Origin of the sequence: Burkholderia sp. BCC0044, assembly GCF_902832955.1 — a bacterium.
Lineage (GTDB): Bacteria > Pseudomonadota > Gammaproteobacteria > Burkholderiales > Burkholderiaceae > Burkholderia.
The window spans coordinates 116,210-131,566 of the sequence record NZ_CADFDO010000006.1 but is presented as its reverse complement, the minus strand read 5'-3'; the positions used below and the strand labels follow the sequence as shown (position 1 = coordinate 131,566).

At 67.6% G+C, this 15,357-nt stretch carries 15 protein-coding genes and 1 pseudogene; 7 read left to right on the top strand and 9 right to left on the bottom strand.

The window, feature by feature from the left end:
• The first annotated feature begins 230 nt into the window (after nt 1-230).
• The 3 genes from HWX14_RS30835 to HWX14_RS30825 all read left to right on the top strand — a co-directional run bounded on the left by HWX14_RS30835 (nt 231) and on the right by HWX14_RS30825 (nt 3,136).
• Nucleotides 231-1,148, top strand: a complete 918-nt coding sequence (locus HWX14_RS30835; RefSeq protein WP_175886018.1) for a spermidine synthase — start codon at nt 231-233, stop codon at nt 1,146-1,148.
• A gap of 198 nt (nt 1,149-1,346) precedes the next feature.
• Nucleotides 1,347-1,589, top strand: coding sequence for a DUF3311 domain-containing protein (locus HWX14_RS30830; RefSeq protein WP_006490660.1), 243 nt, complete (start codon nt 1,347-1,349; stop codon nt 1,587-1,589).
• Entirely contained in the window at nt 1,586-3,136 is a 1,551-nt protein-coding gene (locus HWX14_RS30825; RefSeq protein WP_175886017.1) for a sodium:solute symporter family protein, read from the top strand. Before HWX14_RS30830 ends, HWX14_RS30825 begins: the two co-directional genes overlap by 4 nt.
• Nucleotides 3,137-3,223: 87 nt before the next feature.
• On the opposite strand, the gene HWX14_RS30820 is transcribed toward HWX14_RS30825, so the two are convergent.
• The 5 genes from HWX14_RS30820 to HWX14_RS30800 form a co-directional block, all read right to left on the bottom strand.
• Nucleotides 3,224-3,679 carry a VOC family protein gene (locus HWX14_RS30820; RefSeq protein ID WP_175886016.1) on the bottom strand — a complete coding sequence of 152 codons (456 nt, stop codon included), beginning with the start codon at nt 3,677-3,679 and terminating at the stop codon, nt 3,224-3,226.
• 242 nt (nt 3,680-3,921) lie between these two features.
• On the bottom strand, nt 3,922-4,875 hold the full coding sequence (gene tal / locus HWX14_RS30815) for a transaldolase (protein WP_175886015.1): 954 nt from the start codon (nt 4,873-4,875) through the stop codon (nt 3,922-3,924).
• Between the two features lie 168 nt (nt 4,876-5,043).
• A complete protein-coding gene (locus tag HWX14_RS30810; RefSeq protein WP_175886014.1) occupies nt 5,044-6,255 on the bottom strand; it encodes a benzoate/H(+) symporter BenE family transporter in 1,212 nt (403 codons plus the stop codon).
• A 55-nt stretch (nt 6,256-6,310) separates the two neighbouring features.
• Nucleotides 6,311-7,486 (bottom strand): VWA domain-containing protein, encoded by a 1,176-nt coding sequence (locus HWX14_RS30805; protein WP_175886013.1) that lies wholly within the window; start codon nt 7,484-7,486, stop codon nt 6,311-6,313.
• A 21-nt stretch (nt 7,487-7,507) separates the two neighbouring features.
• On the bottom strand, nt 7,508-8,350 hold the full coding sequence (locus HWX14_RS30800) for a MoxR family ATPase (RefSeq protein ID WP_175886012.1): 843 nt from the start codon (nt 8,348-8,350) through the stop codon (nt 7,508-7,510).
• Between the two features lie 244 nt (nt 8,351-8,594).
• Here HWX14_RS30800 and HWX14_RS30795 point away from each other — a divergent pair, with 244 nt between their 5' ends.
• Entirely contained in the window at nt 8,595-8,954 is a 360-nt protein-coding gene (locus tag HWX14_RS30795; protein ID WP_006478192.1) for a cytochrome c, read from the top strand.
• A gap of 40 nt (nt 8,955-8,994) precedes the next feature.
• The gene (locus HWX14_RS30790; protein WP_006478193.1) at nt 8,995-9,354 is read left to right on the top strand and encodes a cytochrome c; all 360 of its coding nucleotides are present in this window, start codon (nt 8,995-8,997) and stop codon (nt 9,352-9,354) included.
• Nucleotides 9,355-9,457: 103 nt separating this feature from the next.
• On the opposite strand, the gene HWX14_RS30785 is transcribed toward HWX14_RS30790, so the two are convergent.
• On the bottom strand, nt 9,458-9,892 hold the full coding sequence (locus tag HWX14_RS30785; RefSeq protein WP_006490655.1) for a DUF1841 family protein: 435 nt from the start codon (nt 9,890-9,892) through the stop codon (nt 9,458-9,460).
• A gap of 249 nt (nt 9,893-10,141) precedes the next feature.
• Between HWX14_RS30785 and HWX14_RS30780 the strand changes: the two genes are divergently transcribed.
• The gene (locus tag HWX14_RS30780; protein WP_175886011.1) at nt 10,142-11,071 is read left to right on the top strand and encodes a DMT family transporter; all 930 of its coding nucleotides are present in this window, start codon (nt 10,142-10,144) and stop codon (nt 11,069-11,071) included.
• A gap of 100 nt (nt 11,072-11,171) precedes the next feature.
• Here HWX14_RS30780 and nth read toward each other — a convergent pair whose 3' ends face one another.
• Both nth and rsxB read right to left on the bottom strand, forming a co-directional pair.
• The gene (gene nth / locus HWX14_RS30775) at nt 11,172-11,816 is read right to left on the bottom strand and encodes an endonuclease III (RefSeq protein WP_006478196.1); all 645 of its coding nucleotides are present in this window, start codon (nt 11,814-11,816) and stop codon (nt 11,172-11,174) included.
• A pseudogene (gene rsxB / locus HWX14_RS30770) lies at nt 11,813-12,834 on the bottom strand (electron transport complex subunit RsxB). The gene nth and the pseudogene rsxB overlap by 4 nt, the downstream one beginning before the upstream one ends.
• Before the next feature lie 156 nt (nt 12,835-12,990).
• On the opposite strand from rsxB, the gene HWX14_RS30765 reads away from it, so the two are divergent.
• Nucleotides 12,991-13,623, top strand: coding sequence for a TetR family transcriptional regulator (locus HWX14_RS30765; protein WP_059583716.1), 633 nt, complete (start codon nt 12,991-12,993; stop codon nt 13,621-13,623).
• A gap of 110 nt (nt 13,624-13,733) precedes the next feature.
• Here HWX14_RS30765 and phaZ read toward each other — a convergent pair whose 3' ends face one another.
• On the bottom strand, nt 13,734-15,224 hold the full coding sequence (gene phaZ / locus HWX14_RS30760; RefSeq protein WP_175886009.1) for a polyhydroxyalkanoate depolymerase: 1,491 nt from the start codon (nt 15,222-15,224) through the stop codon (nt 13,734-13,736).
• Nucleotides 15,225-15,357 lie beyond the last annotated feature (133 nt).

Sequence of the window (15,357 nt, the reverse complement as noted above, 5' to 3'; positions counted from 1 at the left end):
CGAACGGCCTTTTTATTGCAAGAAAGTAAATGATCGATCGCGTACGCGGATCGAGCTGGCGGCGGGTTTCGCGGATTTCGATGGTCGTCGTATCAGCAGGCGAATAGGCCGGAACATCGGGGCCGTCGGGGCGGACGCGCTCGCCGCCGGCGGCCCCGCCCCCCGCCAATGCTATCCTCTCGTCCGCTCATCCAGCGTCATCCAGCATCACCCAGCGAGATTCAACCATCATGACCCGACTGATCAAGCGCGCGTCCGCCGAGGCGCGCGCGTTCAAGCAACGCAAGCCGTCCGCGTACAACGGCTCCGACAAGCTCCAGCCGCCGCGCGTGAAGCGCCGCCCGGAGATCGACGAACACGACGACGTGCCGGTGCTCGACGCGCCGCGCAAGCCGCGTTTCGCGCCCGTGACGTTCTCCGAAGAAGGCGGCGTGCGCTTCCTGCACTTCGGTACCGAGTGGGTGCAGGGCGCGATGCGGATCTCGAAGCCGCTGCATATCGAGCTCGAATACGCGCAGCAGATGATGGCGTGGCTGCTGTTCCTCGAAACGCCCGAGCGGATCGTCCAGCTCGGGCTCGGCACCGGCGCGCTGACCAAGTTCTCGCACCGTTTCCTGCCGCACGCGAAGGTCGAGGCCGTCGAGCTGAACCCGGCCGTGATCGTCGCCGCGCGCACGATGTTCGCGCTGCCGCCCGACGACGCGCGCCTCGTCGTGCACGAAGCCGACGCATGGGACTTCGTCAACGACCCGGCCAACCGCGGCACGACCGGCGCGATCCAGATCGACCTGTACGACGCGACCGCGCGCGGCCCCGTGCTCGACAGCGTCGCGTTCTACCGCGCGGTGCGCAACTGCCTCGCCGACGCCGGCATCGCGACGATCAACCTGTTCGGCGATCATCCGAGCTTCGTGCGCAACATGAAGCACCTGAACGCGGCGTTCGACCACCGCGTGATCGCGCTGCCTGAAGTGCACGACGGCAACCGGATCGCGATCGCGTTCTCGGGCCCCGCGCTCGACGTGCCGTTCGCGCAACTGGAAGCCCGCGCGAAGCTGATCGAGGACACGCTGAAGCTGCCCGCGCGCAAGTGGGTGAAAGCTTTGAAAGAAACGATCGGCGCACGCGAATCCTCGTTCGCGATCTGACGCTCGTGCGCCGGCCGCATGCCGGTGCAACCACGCGACAAGGGGCGGATCACCTCGGGTTCGCCCCCGCTTGACCGCGTGCTCGCGGCTCCTATACTGGCGCGAAGCCAGGGGAGCCGCAGCCTACCCGTTTTGCCGCTCCTCTCGGCGCCGTACCCGCTCAACAAGATCGATAACCGGGATAGAAGAGGAGACGTCATGGCTCACGATGCCGACGCCAACCGGGCCGCCAAGCGCTGGCTCTGGCTGCTGGTACTGCCGCTGATCGCGATGGTCTGGGTGCCGTCGTACAGCAAGATCGAACCGCAATGGCTCGGTTTTCCGTTTTTCTACTGGTACCAGTTGCTGTGGGTCTTCATCAGCGCGGTGATTACCGCGTTCGTGTATTTCAAGACCAAGAACGCGTGGAAGGCGAGCGGTACGCAAGGAGGTGCGCAATGAATCTCGGCGCAACCTTCGTCTTCGTCCTGCTGTTCATCGGCGTCACGATCATCGGCTTCCTGGCCGCGAACTGGCGTCGCGGCGATCTCGCCCATCTCGACGAATGGGGCCTCGGCGGACGCCGCTTCGGCACGATCGTCACGTGGTTCCTGCTCGGCGGCGATCTCTACACGGCCTATACGTTCGTCGCGGTGCCCGCGCTCGTGTTCGGCGCCGGCGCGATGGGCTTCTTCGCGCTGCCGTACACGATCCTGATCTATCCGTTCGCGTTCGTCGTGTTCCCGAAGCTGTGGAGCATCGCGAAGCGGCACGGCTACGTGACGGCCGCGGACTTCGTCAACGCGCGCTATGGCAGCCGGATGCTCGCGCTGGCGATCGCGGTGACGGGCATCCTCGCGACGATGCCGTACATCGCGCTGCAGCTCGTCGGCATCGAGGTGGTGATCGGCGCGCTCGGCTTCGACACGACCGGCTTCGTCGGCGACCTGCCGCTGATCATCGCGTTCGCGATCCTCGCCGCGTACACGTACACGTCGGGGCTGCGCGCGCCCGCGATGATCGCGATCGTGAAGGACGTGCTGATCTACGTCACGATCGCCGCCGCGGTGATCGTGATCCCCGCGAAGCTCGGCGGCTTCGGGCATATCTTCTCCGCGGTGCCGCCCGCGAAGCTGCTGCTGAAGGCGCCCGACGCCACGAGCCTGAACGGCTACAGCGCGTATGCGACGCTCGCGATCGGCTCGGCGCTCGCGCTGTTCCTGTATCCGCACTCGGTCACGGCGATCCTGTCGTCGTCGTCGGGCAACTCGATCCGCCGCAACATGGCGATGCTGCCCGCGTACTCGTTCGTGCTCGGCCTGCTCGCGCTGCTCGGCTACATGGCGCTCGCCTCCGGCGTGAAGGACATGCCGCAGTACGCGCCGTACTTCAAGGCGTTCGGCCCGAACTTCGCGGTGCCCGCGCTGTTCCTCGAGTACTTCCCGTCGTGGTTCGTCGGCGTCGCGTTCGCGGCGATCGGCATCGGCGCGCTGGTGCCGGCGGCGATCATGTCGATCGCGGCGGCGAACCTGTACACGCGCAACATCCACCGCGAGTTCTTGAACCGCAACATGTCGCACGACCAGGAAACGCACGTCGCGAAGCTCGTGTCGCTGATCGTGAAGGTCGGCGCGGTCGCGTTCATCCTCGGGCTGCCGCTGACCTACGCGATCCAGCTGCAGCTGCTCGGCGGGATCTGGATCATCCAGACGCTGCCGGCGATCGTGCTCGGCCTGTACACGCGCGTGCTCGACCATCGCGGCTTGCTGGCGGGCTGGGCGGCCGGCATCGTCTGCGGCACGTGGATGGCGGTCTCGCTGAAGCTGGCGAGTTCGATCTTCACGATCCACCTGTTCGGCCTCGCGATTCCCGGCTACGCGGCCGTGTGGTCGCTGGTCCTGAACCTCGTGGTGTCGGTGGTGGTGAGCGTGCTGGTGCGCGTGATCGGCATGGCGCATGCGGAGGATCGCACGCGGCCGGAGGATTATCTCGACGTCGTCGAGAGCTGATACGGGCGGGCGCGGCAGTGTGTCGCGCACGCGTCGCGCAGCAACGAAAACGCCCGCCACCGCAAGGTGGCGGGCGTTTCCTTTGCGTCAGCCCTGCGCGCGTTTCGCGAGTTCCTCGCGCTGCGACAGATCCTCGACGTTGACCATCCAGTGCACGCCGAAGCGATCCTTCGCCATCCCGAAGCCGAGCGCCCAGAACGTCTTGCCGAACGGCATCGTCACTTCGCCGCCGTCGGCGAGCGCATCGAACAGCTTCTGGCCTTCGTCGACCGTCGCCGGGTTCAGCGACAGCGAATAGCCGGCGTGCGCGGCGCCGGCCGGCTGGCTGCAGTCCCCGTCCGAGCACATGATCATCGACTCGCCGATCGTGAAGCTCGCGTGCATCACCTTGTCGGCCATCTCCGGCGACATCGGGTAATCGGGATTCGGCGGGGCGTCCTTGAAGTGCATCTTGAACATCGTCTTTGCGCCGAGTGCCTTTTCGTAGAACTGAAGGGCTTCGTCGGCACGACCGTAGAACGTCAGGTACGGTTGAACTTGCATCGTTGTCTCCTGGGATGTGCCATGCCGGCGCGATGGCGCTGGCGTGGCGTCGTGCAAGATTGACTGGGGAAAAGGGTGCGTCGGGAGGCGGCCGTCGCACCCGTGACGTGGATTGTAGTGCGCGCGCTTGACGATGGAATGAAAAATAAAAACGGCCGCGAACACGACGTTCGCGGCCGTTGCAGCGCGCGTGCTGACGGCTATTGTCAGTCTTGCTGACAGCCGCTGACGCGCGGCGCGGCTCAGCGCAGCGCGTCGATCAGCTTCTCGAGCTTCACCGCGTCGGCGGCGAACACGCGGATGCCTTCGGCGAGCTTTTCGGTCGCCATCGCTTCGTCGTTCAGCTGGAAGCGGAACGATGCCTCGTCGATCGCGACGCGCTCGGCCGGCTTGTCCTGCAGCGTGTCCGGCGACAGCTTGCGCGCGACCGTGTCGTTGCTCTCCTGCAGCTTCTGCAGCAAATCGGGACTGATCGTCAGCAGGTCGCAGCCGGCGAGCTCGGTGATCTGGCTCGTCGTGCGGAAGCTCGCGCCCATCACTTCGGTGTTGTAGCCGAACGTCTTGTAGTACGTGTAGATACGGCGCACCGATTGCACGCCCGGATCGTTCGCGCCGCCGTCGCGCGCTTCATTCCATTCGGCGCCGGCCTGCTTCTTGTACCAGTCGTAGATGCGGCCGACGAACGGCGAGATCAGCTGCGCGCCGGCTTCCGCGCACGCGGCGGCCTGCACGAGCGAGAAAAGCAGGGTCATGTTGCACTTGATCCCTTCCTTCTGCAGCACCTCGGCCGCGCGGATGCCTTCCCACGTCGATGCGAGCTTGATCAGGATGCGCTCGCGGCCGACGCCGGCTGCTTCGTACAGCTTGATGAGCTCGCGGCCCTTGTCGATCGAGCGCTGCGTGTCGAACGACAGGCGTGCGTCGACCTCGGTCGATACGCGGCCCGGGATCAGCTTCAGGATTTCGGTGCCGAACGCGATCAGCAGGCGGTCGATGATGAAATCGGTGCTTTCGTTGCGATGATCGCGGACGGTTTTCTCGAGGATCGGCTTGTACGCATCCTTCTGGACGGCCTTCAGGATCAGCGACGGGTTCGTGGTCGCGTCCTGCGGCTTGTATTGCGCAAGCTGCTGGAAGTCGCCCGTGTCGGCGACGACGGTCGTGTACTGCTTCAGCTGGTCGAGTGCGGTAGTCATGGCGATTCGGAAGAAGAGCGCGGGGCGCCGGGTTCTCACGGGCCGCGCGAGCGCGGCGGCGAAGCGAAGCGGCGCCGGGCGCCGCTTCCGATCCATCATTTTAGGCCCGATTCGTGTCGCGCACGTTTTGGCGTGCCGGGCGCGCGCCGCGGCGGGCCGTGAGCCGCGTCACGCGGGGCGCCGCGCGTTCAGGATCACCTGCGTGACGACGCCCGCGACGAGCCCCCAGAACGCCGGGCCGATCGACAGCAGCGTGAGGCCCGACGCCGTGACCATGAACGTGACGAGCGCCGCTTCGCGCTGCTTCACGTCCTGCATCGCGTTCGCGAGCCCGCTCATGATCGAGCCGAACAGCGCGAGCGCGGCGACCGACACGACGAGCGCCTTCGGCAGCGCCGCGAACAGCGCGGCGATCGTCGCGCCGAAGATGCCGGCGATCAGGTAGAACGTGCCGCACCACACGGCGGCCGTATAGCGCTTCGCATGATCCTCGTGCGCTTCGGGGCCCGTGCAGATCGCGGCCGTGATCGCCGCGAGGTTCACGCCGTGCGAGCCGAACGGCGCGAGCAGCAGCGATGCGAGGCCGGTCGTCGCGATCAGCGGCGACGACGGCGTCGGGTAGCCGTCCGCGCGCAGCACCGCGATGCCCGGCACGTTCTGCGACGCCATCGCGACAACGAACAACGGAATGCCGATGCTGACGATCGACGCGATCGAGAATGCGGGCATCGTGAACACGGGCTGCGCGAGCGCGATGTGGAAATGGCTGAAGTCGAGCAGCCCGAGGCTGCCGGCCGCCACCGTGCCGACGATCAGCGTCGTCGGAATCGCGTAGCGCGGCGCGAGCCGCTTGACGATCAGGTAGGTGAAGAACATCGCGAGCACGAGCGCGGTCTGGAACTGCGCGGCGCGGAAGATCTCGATGCCGATCTCGAACAGGATGCCCGCGAGCAGCGCGGCCGCGATGCCGGCCGGAATGCGCTTCATCAGCGTGTCGAACAGCCCGCTGACGCCGACGGCCGTCAGCAGCAGCGCGCACACGACGAACGCGCCGATCGCCTCGGCGTAGGGCACGCCCGGCAGCGACGCGACCAGCAGCGCGGCGCCGGGCGTCGACCAGGCGACGACCACCGGCGCGCGAAAGCGCAGCGACAGGCCGATCGTCGTCAGCGCCATGCCGATCGACAGCGCCCAGATCCACGACGAGATCTGCGCATCGGTGAGGTGGGCGGCGCGGCCGGCCTGGAACATCAGCACGAGCGAACTCGTGTAGCCGGTCATCATCGCGACGAAGCCGGCGACGAGCGCGGACACGGACGTATCGGCGAAAAAGCGGCGGCCGCCGGCGCGGCTGGCGCTCGCGGTGGGCGAAGGGTTCATGCTCTCTCCGGGGCGGCCGCTCGGACGCGGCCTGGGTATCTGCGGGTGGGGGTCGTTACTTGCTGAGTGCGCGCATCGCGGTTTCGAGGCCCGCGAGCGTGAGCGGATACATGCGCTGGCCGAGCACGTCGCGAATGATCGCGACCGACTGCCGGTACTCCCATAGCCGCTCGGGCTCGGGGTTCAGCCATGCATGGTGGGGGAACTGGTCGGCGAGGCGGCGCAGCCACACGGCGCCGGCTTCCGGGTTGTTGTATTCGACCGAGCCGCCGGGCTGCAGCACTTCGTACGGGCTCATCGTCGCGTCGCCGACGAAGATCAGCTTGTAGTCGGGCGTGAACTTGTGCAGCACGTCCCACGTCGCGGTGCGTTCCGAGTGGCGGCGGCGGTTGTTCTTCCACAGGTGGTCGTACACGCAGTTGTGGAAGTAGAAGAATTCGAGGTGCTTGAATTCAGCCTTCGCGGCCGAGAACAGTTCTTCGGTGCGCTTGATGTGGTCGTCCATCGAGCCGCCGACGTCGAGCAGCATCAGCACCTTCACGTTGTTGTGGCGCTCGGGCACCATCCGCAGGTCGAGCCAGCCGGCGTTCGCGGCCGTGCTGCGGATCGTGCCGGGCAGGTCGAGCTCCTCGGCCGCGCCTTCGCGCGCGAAGCGGCGCAGCCGCCGCAGCGCGACCTTGATGTTGCGCGTGCCGATCTCCACCGAATCGTCGTAGTCGCGGTACGCGCGCGCTTCCCACACCTTCACCGCGGTGCGGTTGCCGTTCGACGGGCCGCCGATGCGCACGCCTTCCGGGTTGTAGCCGCCGTGCCCGAACGGCGACGTGCCGCCCGTGCCGATCCACTTGTTGCCGCCTTCGTGGCGTTCCTTCTGCTCGTCGAGCAGCGCCTTCAGACGCTCCATCAGCTTGTCGAGGCCGCCCAGCGCTTCGATCTGCGCCTTCTCCTCGGGCGACAGCTCGCGTTCGAGGCGCTTCTCGAGCCAGTCGAGCGGGATGTCGAACGCCTCGGACGGCAGCGCGGACACGCCGTGGAAATACGCGCCGAACGCCTGGTCGAACTTGTCGAAGTACTGCTCGTCCTTGACGAGCGTCATCCGAGCGAGGAAGTAGAACGCGTCGATCGACGGCGAGATCAGCCCGGCCTTCAGCGATTCGAGCAGCGTCAGGTATTCCTTCACCGAGACGGGCAGCTTGGCTGCGCGCAGCGCGTAGAAGAAATTGAGCAGCATGGCCGGGCCTTCGCGGGTGGATTACCGGTTGTGCCGGTTCATGTAGACGAGCCGTTCGAGCAGGCTCAGATCCTGCTCGTTCTTCAGCAGCGCGCCTGCGAGCGGCGGCACGATCTGCTTCGCGTCCGCGCCGCGCAGCGCGTCGGCCGGGATGTTCTCGGCGAGCAGCAGCTTCAGCCAGTCGAGCAGCTCGGACGTCGACGGCTTCTTCTTCAGGCCCGACACGCCGCGCAATTCGAAGAAGCTCTCGAGCGCCGCGCGCAGCAGCGCCTCGCGGATGTTCGGGAAGTGCACGCCGACGATCTTCTGCATCGTCGACGGATCGGGAAACTGAATGTAGTGGAAGAAGCAGCGGCGCAGGAACGCGTCGGGCAGCTCCTTCTCGTTGTTCGACGTGATGATGACGAGCGGGCGGTGCTTCGCGCGGACCGTCTCGCGCGTCTCGTACACGTGGAACTCCATCCGGTCGAGCTCGCGCAGCAGGTCGTTCGGGAATTCGATGTCGGCCTTGTCGATCTCGTCGATCAGCAGCACGCTCGGCTGCTCGGCGTCGAACGCCTGCCACAGCACGCCCTTGACGATGTAGTTCGCGATGTCCTTCACGCGTTCGTCGCCGAGCTGCGAATCGCGCAGCCGCGACACGGCGTCGTATTCGTACAGGCCCTGCTGCGCCTTGGTGGTCGACTTGATGTGCCACTGCAGCAGCGGCATGTCGAGCGCGGCGGCCACTTCCTCGGCGAGCATGGTCTTGCCGGTGCCGGGCTCGCCCTTGATCAGCAGCGGGCGCTGCAGCGTCAGCGCGGCATTGACCGCGAGCTTCAGATCGTCGGTGGCGACGTACTGCGAGGACCCTTCGAAACGCATGGCGGCGCTCTTCTTCATCGGGAAAAAAACCCAGTATAAGTCAGAAGGGCTGTCCGGGCGGGCCGCGCCCGCGTATCGTTGCGGGGCTGTGGCGGGGCCCACCGGGGCGCCGTATGGACGCGTTCCCCGCCGACGCGGTACAATCTGGCCGTTTTTTTTGGCCTGCGTGGCGACCGACAAGCAAAACGGCGCGGGCCGTTGCCGCTTCGGCGCCAGTTTCCCCTCAAGCTAGGTTACAAGAGCTATGAACAAATTCGTCGGCAAACACGTCGTTGTCGCAGCGCTCGTGGCGCTCGCGGGCAGCGCGCAGGCGGCCGGTGTGGTCGGCAACCCGAAGGACGGGGCGAGCAAGGCCGCCATGTGCATCGGTTGCCACGGCATCCAGGACTACCGCGCGGCGTACCCGGAGGTCTACCGGGTGCCTGTCCTCGGCGGCCAGAACCAGCAATACCTCGAGAACGCGCTGAAGGCCTACCGCAAGAAGGATCGTCACTTCCCGTCGATGAACGCGATCGCCGGCTCGCTGACCGACCAGGACATCGCGGATCTGTCGGCGTACTACGCCGCCCAGAAGGCCGACACGAAGGACAACCCCTACAAGTAAAGCGCGCGCCGCCGATCTCTCCGGCGGGACAGGAGCATTCATGAACAACGCATTCAAGACGGCGGCGGTTGCACTGGCGGCCGGCCTCGCGATCGGTACCGCACACGCCGCCGACATCTCGAAGGGCAAGGAACTGGTCGAATCGCACAACTGCGCGGCCTGCCACGGCGCGCAGCTGAACAAGCCGATCAACGCGGAGTACCCGCGCCTCGCCGGCCAGCACGCCGACTATCTCGTGTGGGCGATGCGCCAGTACCAGATGGGGCTGACGAACCCGCTGATCGGCCGCAACAACGCGATCATGCAGGCGCAGGTCCAGAACCTGTCGGTCAGCGACATGAAGGACATCGCGTCCTACATCGAGTCGCTGAAGGAAACCGACCTCGTGTTCAAGAAGTAAGCGCGACGGGCCTCACGGGCTCGCGCGCAGGAATGCCCCGCCTCGGCGGGGTATTTTTTTGTCCGCGGCCCGGCGGCGCGGACGGGTGTGCCGGGCCGGGCGCTCAGTCGCGCGACGCGCGGCGCAGGATGCGCTGCAGGTACGCGTCGGTATCGGGCGGCGTGTTCGTGCGCTGCGCTTCCCAGATCGTCTCGCCGAGGCATTCCATGATCGCGTGCTGCGCGTCGTGGGTCGAGTCGAGCTTCGCGGCCAGCTTGTCGTGCGCGGCGCGGATCCCGGGCGGCTGGTCGATCGACAGCTGCTCGCTGATCGCGAGGTGCATCGACAGGTGCAGGAACGGGTTCGTCCGGCCTTCCTCGGGCGTGTAGTTGCGCGCGGCCGCGCCATCGGCGTCGGCCAGTTCGTCGTGGTATTCGGGATGCTCGACGATCCAGTCGGCCGCGATCGCTTCCAGCGGCGTCAGGATCTCGCCCGCGCGCTGCTTGCGCCAGGTCTCGGTGAAAAAGCGACGCACGTCGTCGCGGCTTGGATTGAACATGGTGGGGAAACGTCGTGATTCGGGCGGCGTCATGCCGCGTCGCGCATTGTACGCCGGCACGGCGGACGGCGCTGGCGGCGGCCCCGGCGGCGGCTAGCGGCTGGAGGCGGGCGGCAGGAGGCGGGCAGCACGGCGCGGCGCGTTGCGCCCGTCCTTCGCGGAACGGGTAAGCGCGGGCTAGGCTCGCCGCCGCCGCGCCGCTACACTCCGACGATTCCCGTCACGGCGCCTTGCTCGCCCGCTTTCATCATGACCGTCACTGTCCGCTCATCGTCCGCCGCCCTGCAGGGCGCGCTCTACGTCGCGTTGTCCGCCGCCGCGTTCGGCGCGATGGCGATTTTCGGCCGCTACGCGTATGCGGCCGGCGTCGACGTGCTCGGGCTGCTGATCGTGCGCTTCGCGATCGGCGGCGCGGTGCTCGCCGCGATCGCGCGGCACCGCGGCGTCGCATGGCCGCGCGGGCGCTCGCTCGCGCCGCTGGTGGCGATGGGCGCGCTCGGCTACGTCGGGCAGTCGTTCTGCTATTTCAGCGCGCTGCAGCACGCGCAGGCGAGCCTCGTCGCGCTGCTGCTGTACCTGTATCCGGCGTTCGTCACGCTGTTGGCCGCGTGGTGGCTCGGCGAACGGCTGACGCGGGCGAAGGCCGTCGCGCTGGTGCTGTGCGTCGCGGGCTCGGCGCTGATGGTCGGCGGCGGGCACGGCGAGCCGCTCGGGATCGCGCTCGCGCTGGCCGCCGCGGTGATCTACTCGCTGTACATCGTCGGCGGGACGAAGGCGACGCGCGGCGTCGATCCGCTCGCGACCACCGCGATCATCTGCCTGTCGGCGACCGCGACGCTCATCGCGATCGCCGTCGTGCGAACGGCGGCGTTCGGCGCGCCGCCGCGCTGGCCCGCGACGGCCGGCGGCTGGGCGTCGATGCTCGCGATCGCGCTCGTCTCGACGGTCGCGGCCATGCTCGCGTTCTTCTCCGGGCTCGAGCGGCTCGGGGCCGCGCGCACGTCGATGCTGTCGACGCTCGAACCGGTCGTGACGGTCGCGCTCGCGGCGCTGCTGTTCGGGGAGGCCTTGTCGCCGCTGCAGTGGGCGGGTGGTGTCGCGATTCTGGCTGCCGTGCTGGCGCTCGTGCGCGCGGGCGGCGCGGCCGCCGACGACGCGACGGCGACGTCGAATGCGTAGTGGGAAGGGGCACGCCGCCGGCGCCGCAGCGGGGCCGGCCGGTCGTCGCGCGGCCCGAGCGACCGGCGCGGCGCGTGGATACGTCAGCCGCGGCTGACGCTTACTCGTTGGGCGGCGGCGTCTTCGGCCGGAACTCGCACAGCGGCTCGATCGCGCAGTGCCAGCATTCGGGCCGGCGGGCCTTGCATACGTAGCGCCCGTGCAGGATCAGCCAGTGATGCGCGTCCTGCAGGAATTCCTTCGGCGTGAACTTCTCGAGCGCGGCCTCGACGGCCCGCACGTCCTTGCCCGGCGCGAGCCCGGTGCGATTCGCGACGCGGAAGATGTGCGTGTCGACCGCGATCGTCGGCTGTCCGAACGCGGTGTTCAGCACGACGTTCGCGGTCTTGCGGCCGACGCCCGGCAAGCCTTCGAGCGCTTCGCGATCGGCCGGCACCTCGCCGTCGTAGCGCTCGAGCAGGATCCGGCACGTCGCGACCACGTTCTTCGCCTTGGTGCGATAAAGGCCGATCGTCTTGATGTACTCGGTGACGCCTTCCTCGCCCAGCGCGACGATTTGTCGCGGGGTGTTCGCGACCGGAAACATTTTCCGCATCGCCTTGTTGACCGACACGTCGGTCGCCTGCGCGGACAGCATCACGGCGATCAGCAGCTCGAACGGCGTCGAATATTCGAGCTCGGTGGTCGGATGCGGATTGAGGCTCTGCAGCGTTTCGTAGATCGCGCGTCGTTTGCTGGCGTTCATGGAGCGTTCTGGTCGGGCGGCGCGGACGGGCCGTCCGGATCGTCGTTGCCTGCGTCGTTTTTGGGGGCGTCGCTGTCCGATGCCGCGTCGGCGTCGCGCTGCGCCTGCTGTTCGGCGAGCCGCTTGCGGCGCGCCTCGGCCGCGTCGATCTGCGCCTGTACGGCCGCGCTCACGCCTTCGGTGTTCTTCGGCGCGGCGCCTTGCCCGGACAGCTCTTCCTTCTTCTTGCGCGCGCGTTCGAGCGCGGCGGCGATGATCGCGCGTTTCTTCGCTTCCGCATCGTCGGCGGCCGGTGCGGCGGCGGGCGTGCCCTGCGAGCCGGGCTGCGCTGCCGATGGCTCCGCGGCCGGCTTTGCCGCGCTCGCCGCGCGGCGGGCGGCGGCGCGCGCTTCGGCGGCCTCGCGCTCGCGGCGCTGGCGCGCGAGCCGCAGGTCGTGGCGTTCGCGCGCGGCGTCGGCCTGTTCCTGCGACCACGCATCCCAGCCCGTGCGATCGCCGGTGACGGGCAGCATCGCGATGCAGTCGACCGGACACGGCGGCACGCACAGGTCGCAGCCCGTGCACAGCGACGCGACGATCGTGTGCATCTGCTTCGGTGCGCCGACGATCGCGTCGACCGGGCACGCCTGCATGCACAGCGTGCAGCCGATGCACAGGTTTTCGTCGATGAACGCGAGCGCGCGCGGATGCTCGCTGCCGTTGACGGGGTTCAGCGGAATCACCGGCTTGCCGAGCAGGCTCGCGAGGCGCGCGATGCCTTCGGCGCCGCCGGGCGGGCACTGGTTGTAGTTCGCGTCGCCGGCGGCGATCGCCTCGGCGTACGGACGGCAGCCGTTATAGCCGCACTTCGTGCATTGCGTCTGGGGAAGCAGATCTTCGATGCGATCCGCGAGTGTCTTGGAATCGGTCACGGTGACAACAGGCTGACGACGGGCGCAGCGGCGCCGAATGGCTCTCGGCCGCGTCGGGCGCGGCCGGAAAGGTTTGCCAAAGCTCGATTATCGCCGATTTCCCGCATTGCGCTGGACGCCGTCTATGCGCATAATCGAACCGCTTTTTTGCAGGGGCTCAGCAGGAGGGCGGCCGTCCGCGGCGCGCCCGTTCCAGGGCGGCCGGCGCCAAGGCGGTGGGGGTGCCGGTCCGGATCAAGCGGCTCACATAGCAAAACGCCACCATGAATCAGCCAAAAATCAAAAGAGATCCTGAAGGTACGCGCCGCCGCATCCTGATGGCGGCAGCCGAAGAGTTCGCGAATGGAGGGCTGTTCGGCGCGCGCGTCGATCAGATCGCGCGTCGGGCCGAAACGAACGAGCGCATGCTCTATTACTACTTCGGCAGCAAGGAGCAGCTCTTCACGGCGGTGCTCGAACACGCGTTCTCCGCGCTGACGGAGGCCGAGCGCGTGCTGGATCTCGACGGCGTCGCGCCGGTGGAAGCCGTCACGCGGCTCGCGCATTTCGTTTGGGACTACTACCGCGACCATCCGGAGCTGCTCAGGCTCATCAACAACGAGAACCTGCACGAAGCGCGCTATCTGCACAAGTCCACGCGGATCCGCGAGATGATGTCGCCGATCGTCGCGAAGCTCGGCAACGTGCTGATGCGCGGCCAGAAGGCCGGGCTGTTCCGCAGCGACGTTGATCCGCTGCGCTTCTACGTGACGCTGTCGGGGCTCGGCTACTACATCGTGTCGAACCGCTTCACGCTCGCCGCGACGCTCGGCCGCGACTTCACCGACACCGACGAGCGCGCGGAGATGGTGCGGATGAACACCGAGGTGCTGCTCGCGTATCTGCTGCGGCGCTGACGCGCCGAACGGACGAGCCGATGAGCCGTCCGCGCGCGGCCCCGGCCGGATAAAAAAACGCCGCCGTTGCGTCAAGCAACGGCGGCGTTTTTGCGTCGGAACGCGGTGCGTCAGGCGGCCTTGCGGGCCCGCACGGTTTTTGCGCGCGGGCTGCCTGCCGCGCGTTTCGCGGCCGGCGCGGCTTTCGCGGCGGGCGTCCTGGCGGGCGCGACCGTCACGGCCGGCGCTTTCGCGCGCGTGCGTTTCGCGGCGGTGGCGCGCACCGCGGTTTCCGGCTCCGGCTTCGCGGCCGGCACGACGCCGATCGTGGTCGCATCCTGCGCATCGACGGGCAACTTCGCCGCGCCGTTCTTCGGCTCCGGCGCATGCTCGCGGATGAAGTCGCGCAGTTGCGGATAGATGATCGTGCGCCAGCGGCGGCCCGAGAAGATCCCGTAGTGGCCGCACTTCTCGGCGGTCAGGCTGCGGCGATCGTCTTGCGGAATGCCCGTGCACAGCTCGTGCGCGACGTGCGTCTGGCCGCTGCCCGAGATGTCGTCGAGTTCGCCCTCGATCGTCATCAACGCGGTGTGCTTGATGTCCTGCGGACGCACGCGCTCGCCCTCGACGTCCCACGTGCCTTCCGCGAGCCGGAATTCCTGGAACACGACACGGATCGTCTCGAGGTAATACTCGGCGGCCATGTCGAGCACCGCGTTGTACTCGTCGTAGAAGCGGCGGTGCGCTTCGGCGTCGTCCTCGTCGCCGCGCAGCAGGCTCTGGTAGAAATCCCAGTGCGATTGCGCGTGGCGCTCCGGGTTCATCGCGACGAAGCCCGTGTGCTGCAGGAAGCCCGGATACACCTGGCGGCCTTCGCCCGGATAGTTCGCAGGCACCGTGTGGATCACGTTGTTCTCGAACCACGCGGTCGAGTGTTGCGTGGCCAGCGAGTTCACCGACGTCGGGCTGCGGCGCGCGTCGATCGGGCCGCCCATCATCGTCATCGTGAGCGGCGTGTCCTCGCCGCGGCTCGCCATCAGCGAGATCGCCGCGAGCACCGGCACCGTCGGCTGGCACACGGAGATCACGTGCAGGTTGCGCGCGCCGATGTGACGGATGAATTCCTGGATGTACGCGATGTAGTCGTGCAGGTGGAACGGGCCGGTCTCGACCGGCACCATCCGCGCGTCGATCCAGTCGGTGATGTACACCTTGTGATCCTGCAGCAGCGTGCGCACCGTGTCGCGCAGCAGCGTCGAGTGGTGGCCCGACAGCGGCGCGCAGACCAGCACGACCGGCTCGTCCTTCAGTTGCGTGACGGCGTCGGCGTCGTCCGAATAGCGCTTGAAGCGCAGCAGCCGGCAGAACGGTTTCTCGATGATCGTCTGCTCGACGATCGGGATGTTGTGGCCGTCCTTGACGATCTGATGAAGGTTGAATTCCGGCTTTTCGTAATCCTTGCCGAGCCGGTACATCAGCTCATAGGCGGCCGCCATCCGCGGCGCGCCGGGGATCAGCGAGAACGGGCTGGACGGATTCGCGAACGACTTCGACGCGGCCTGGGCCCAGGCCGTGAGCGGGCTCAGCATCGCCCGCTGGAATTCGTGCAGTTGGTAAAGCATGCAGGCTACTCCCGCGTGGGGGGACGGTGCGCAAGGGCGGCGTGAGGCGTCGCGGCGTGCCGTGTGGGTCAGCGGCCGGCCATGTTGCATTGCAGCCGGACAATCTCGTCGATCATATCGGACAACGATCGGT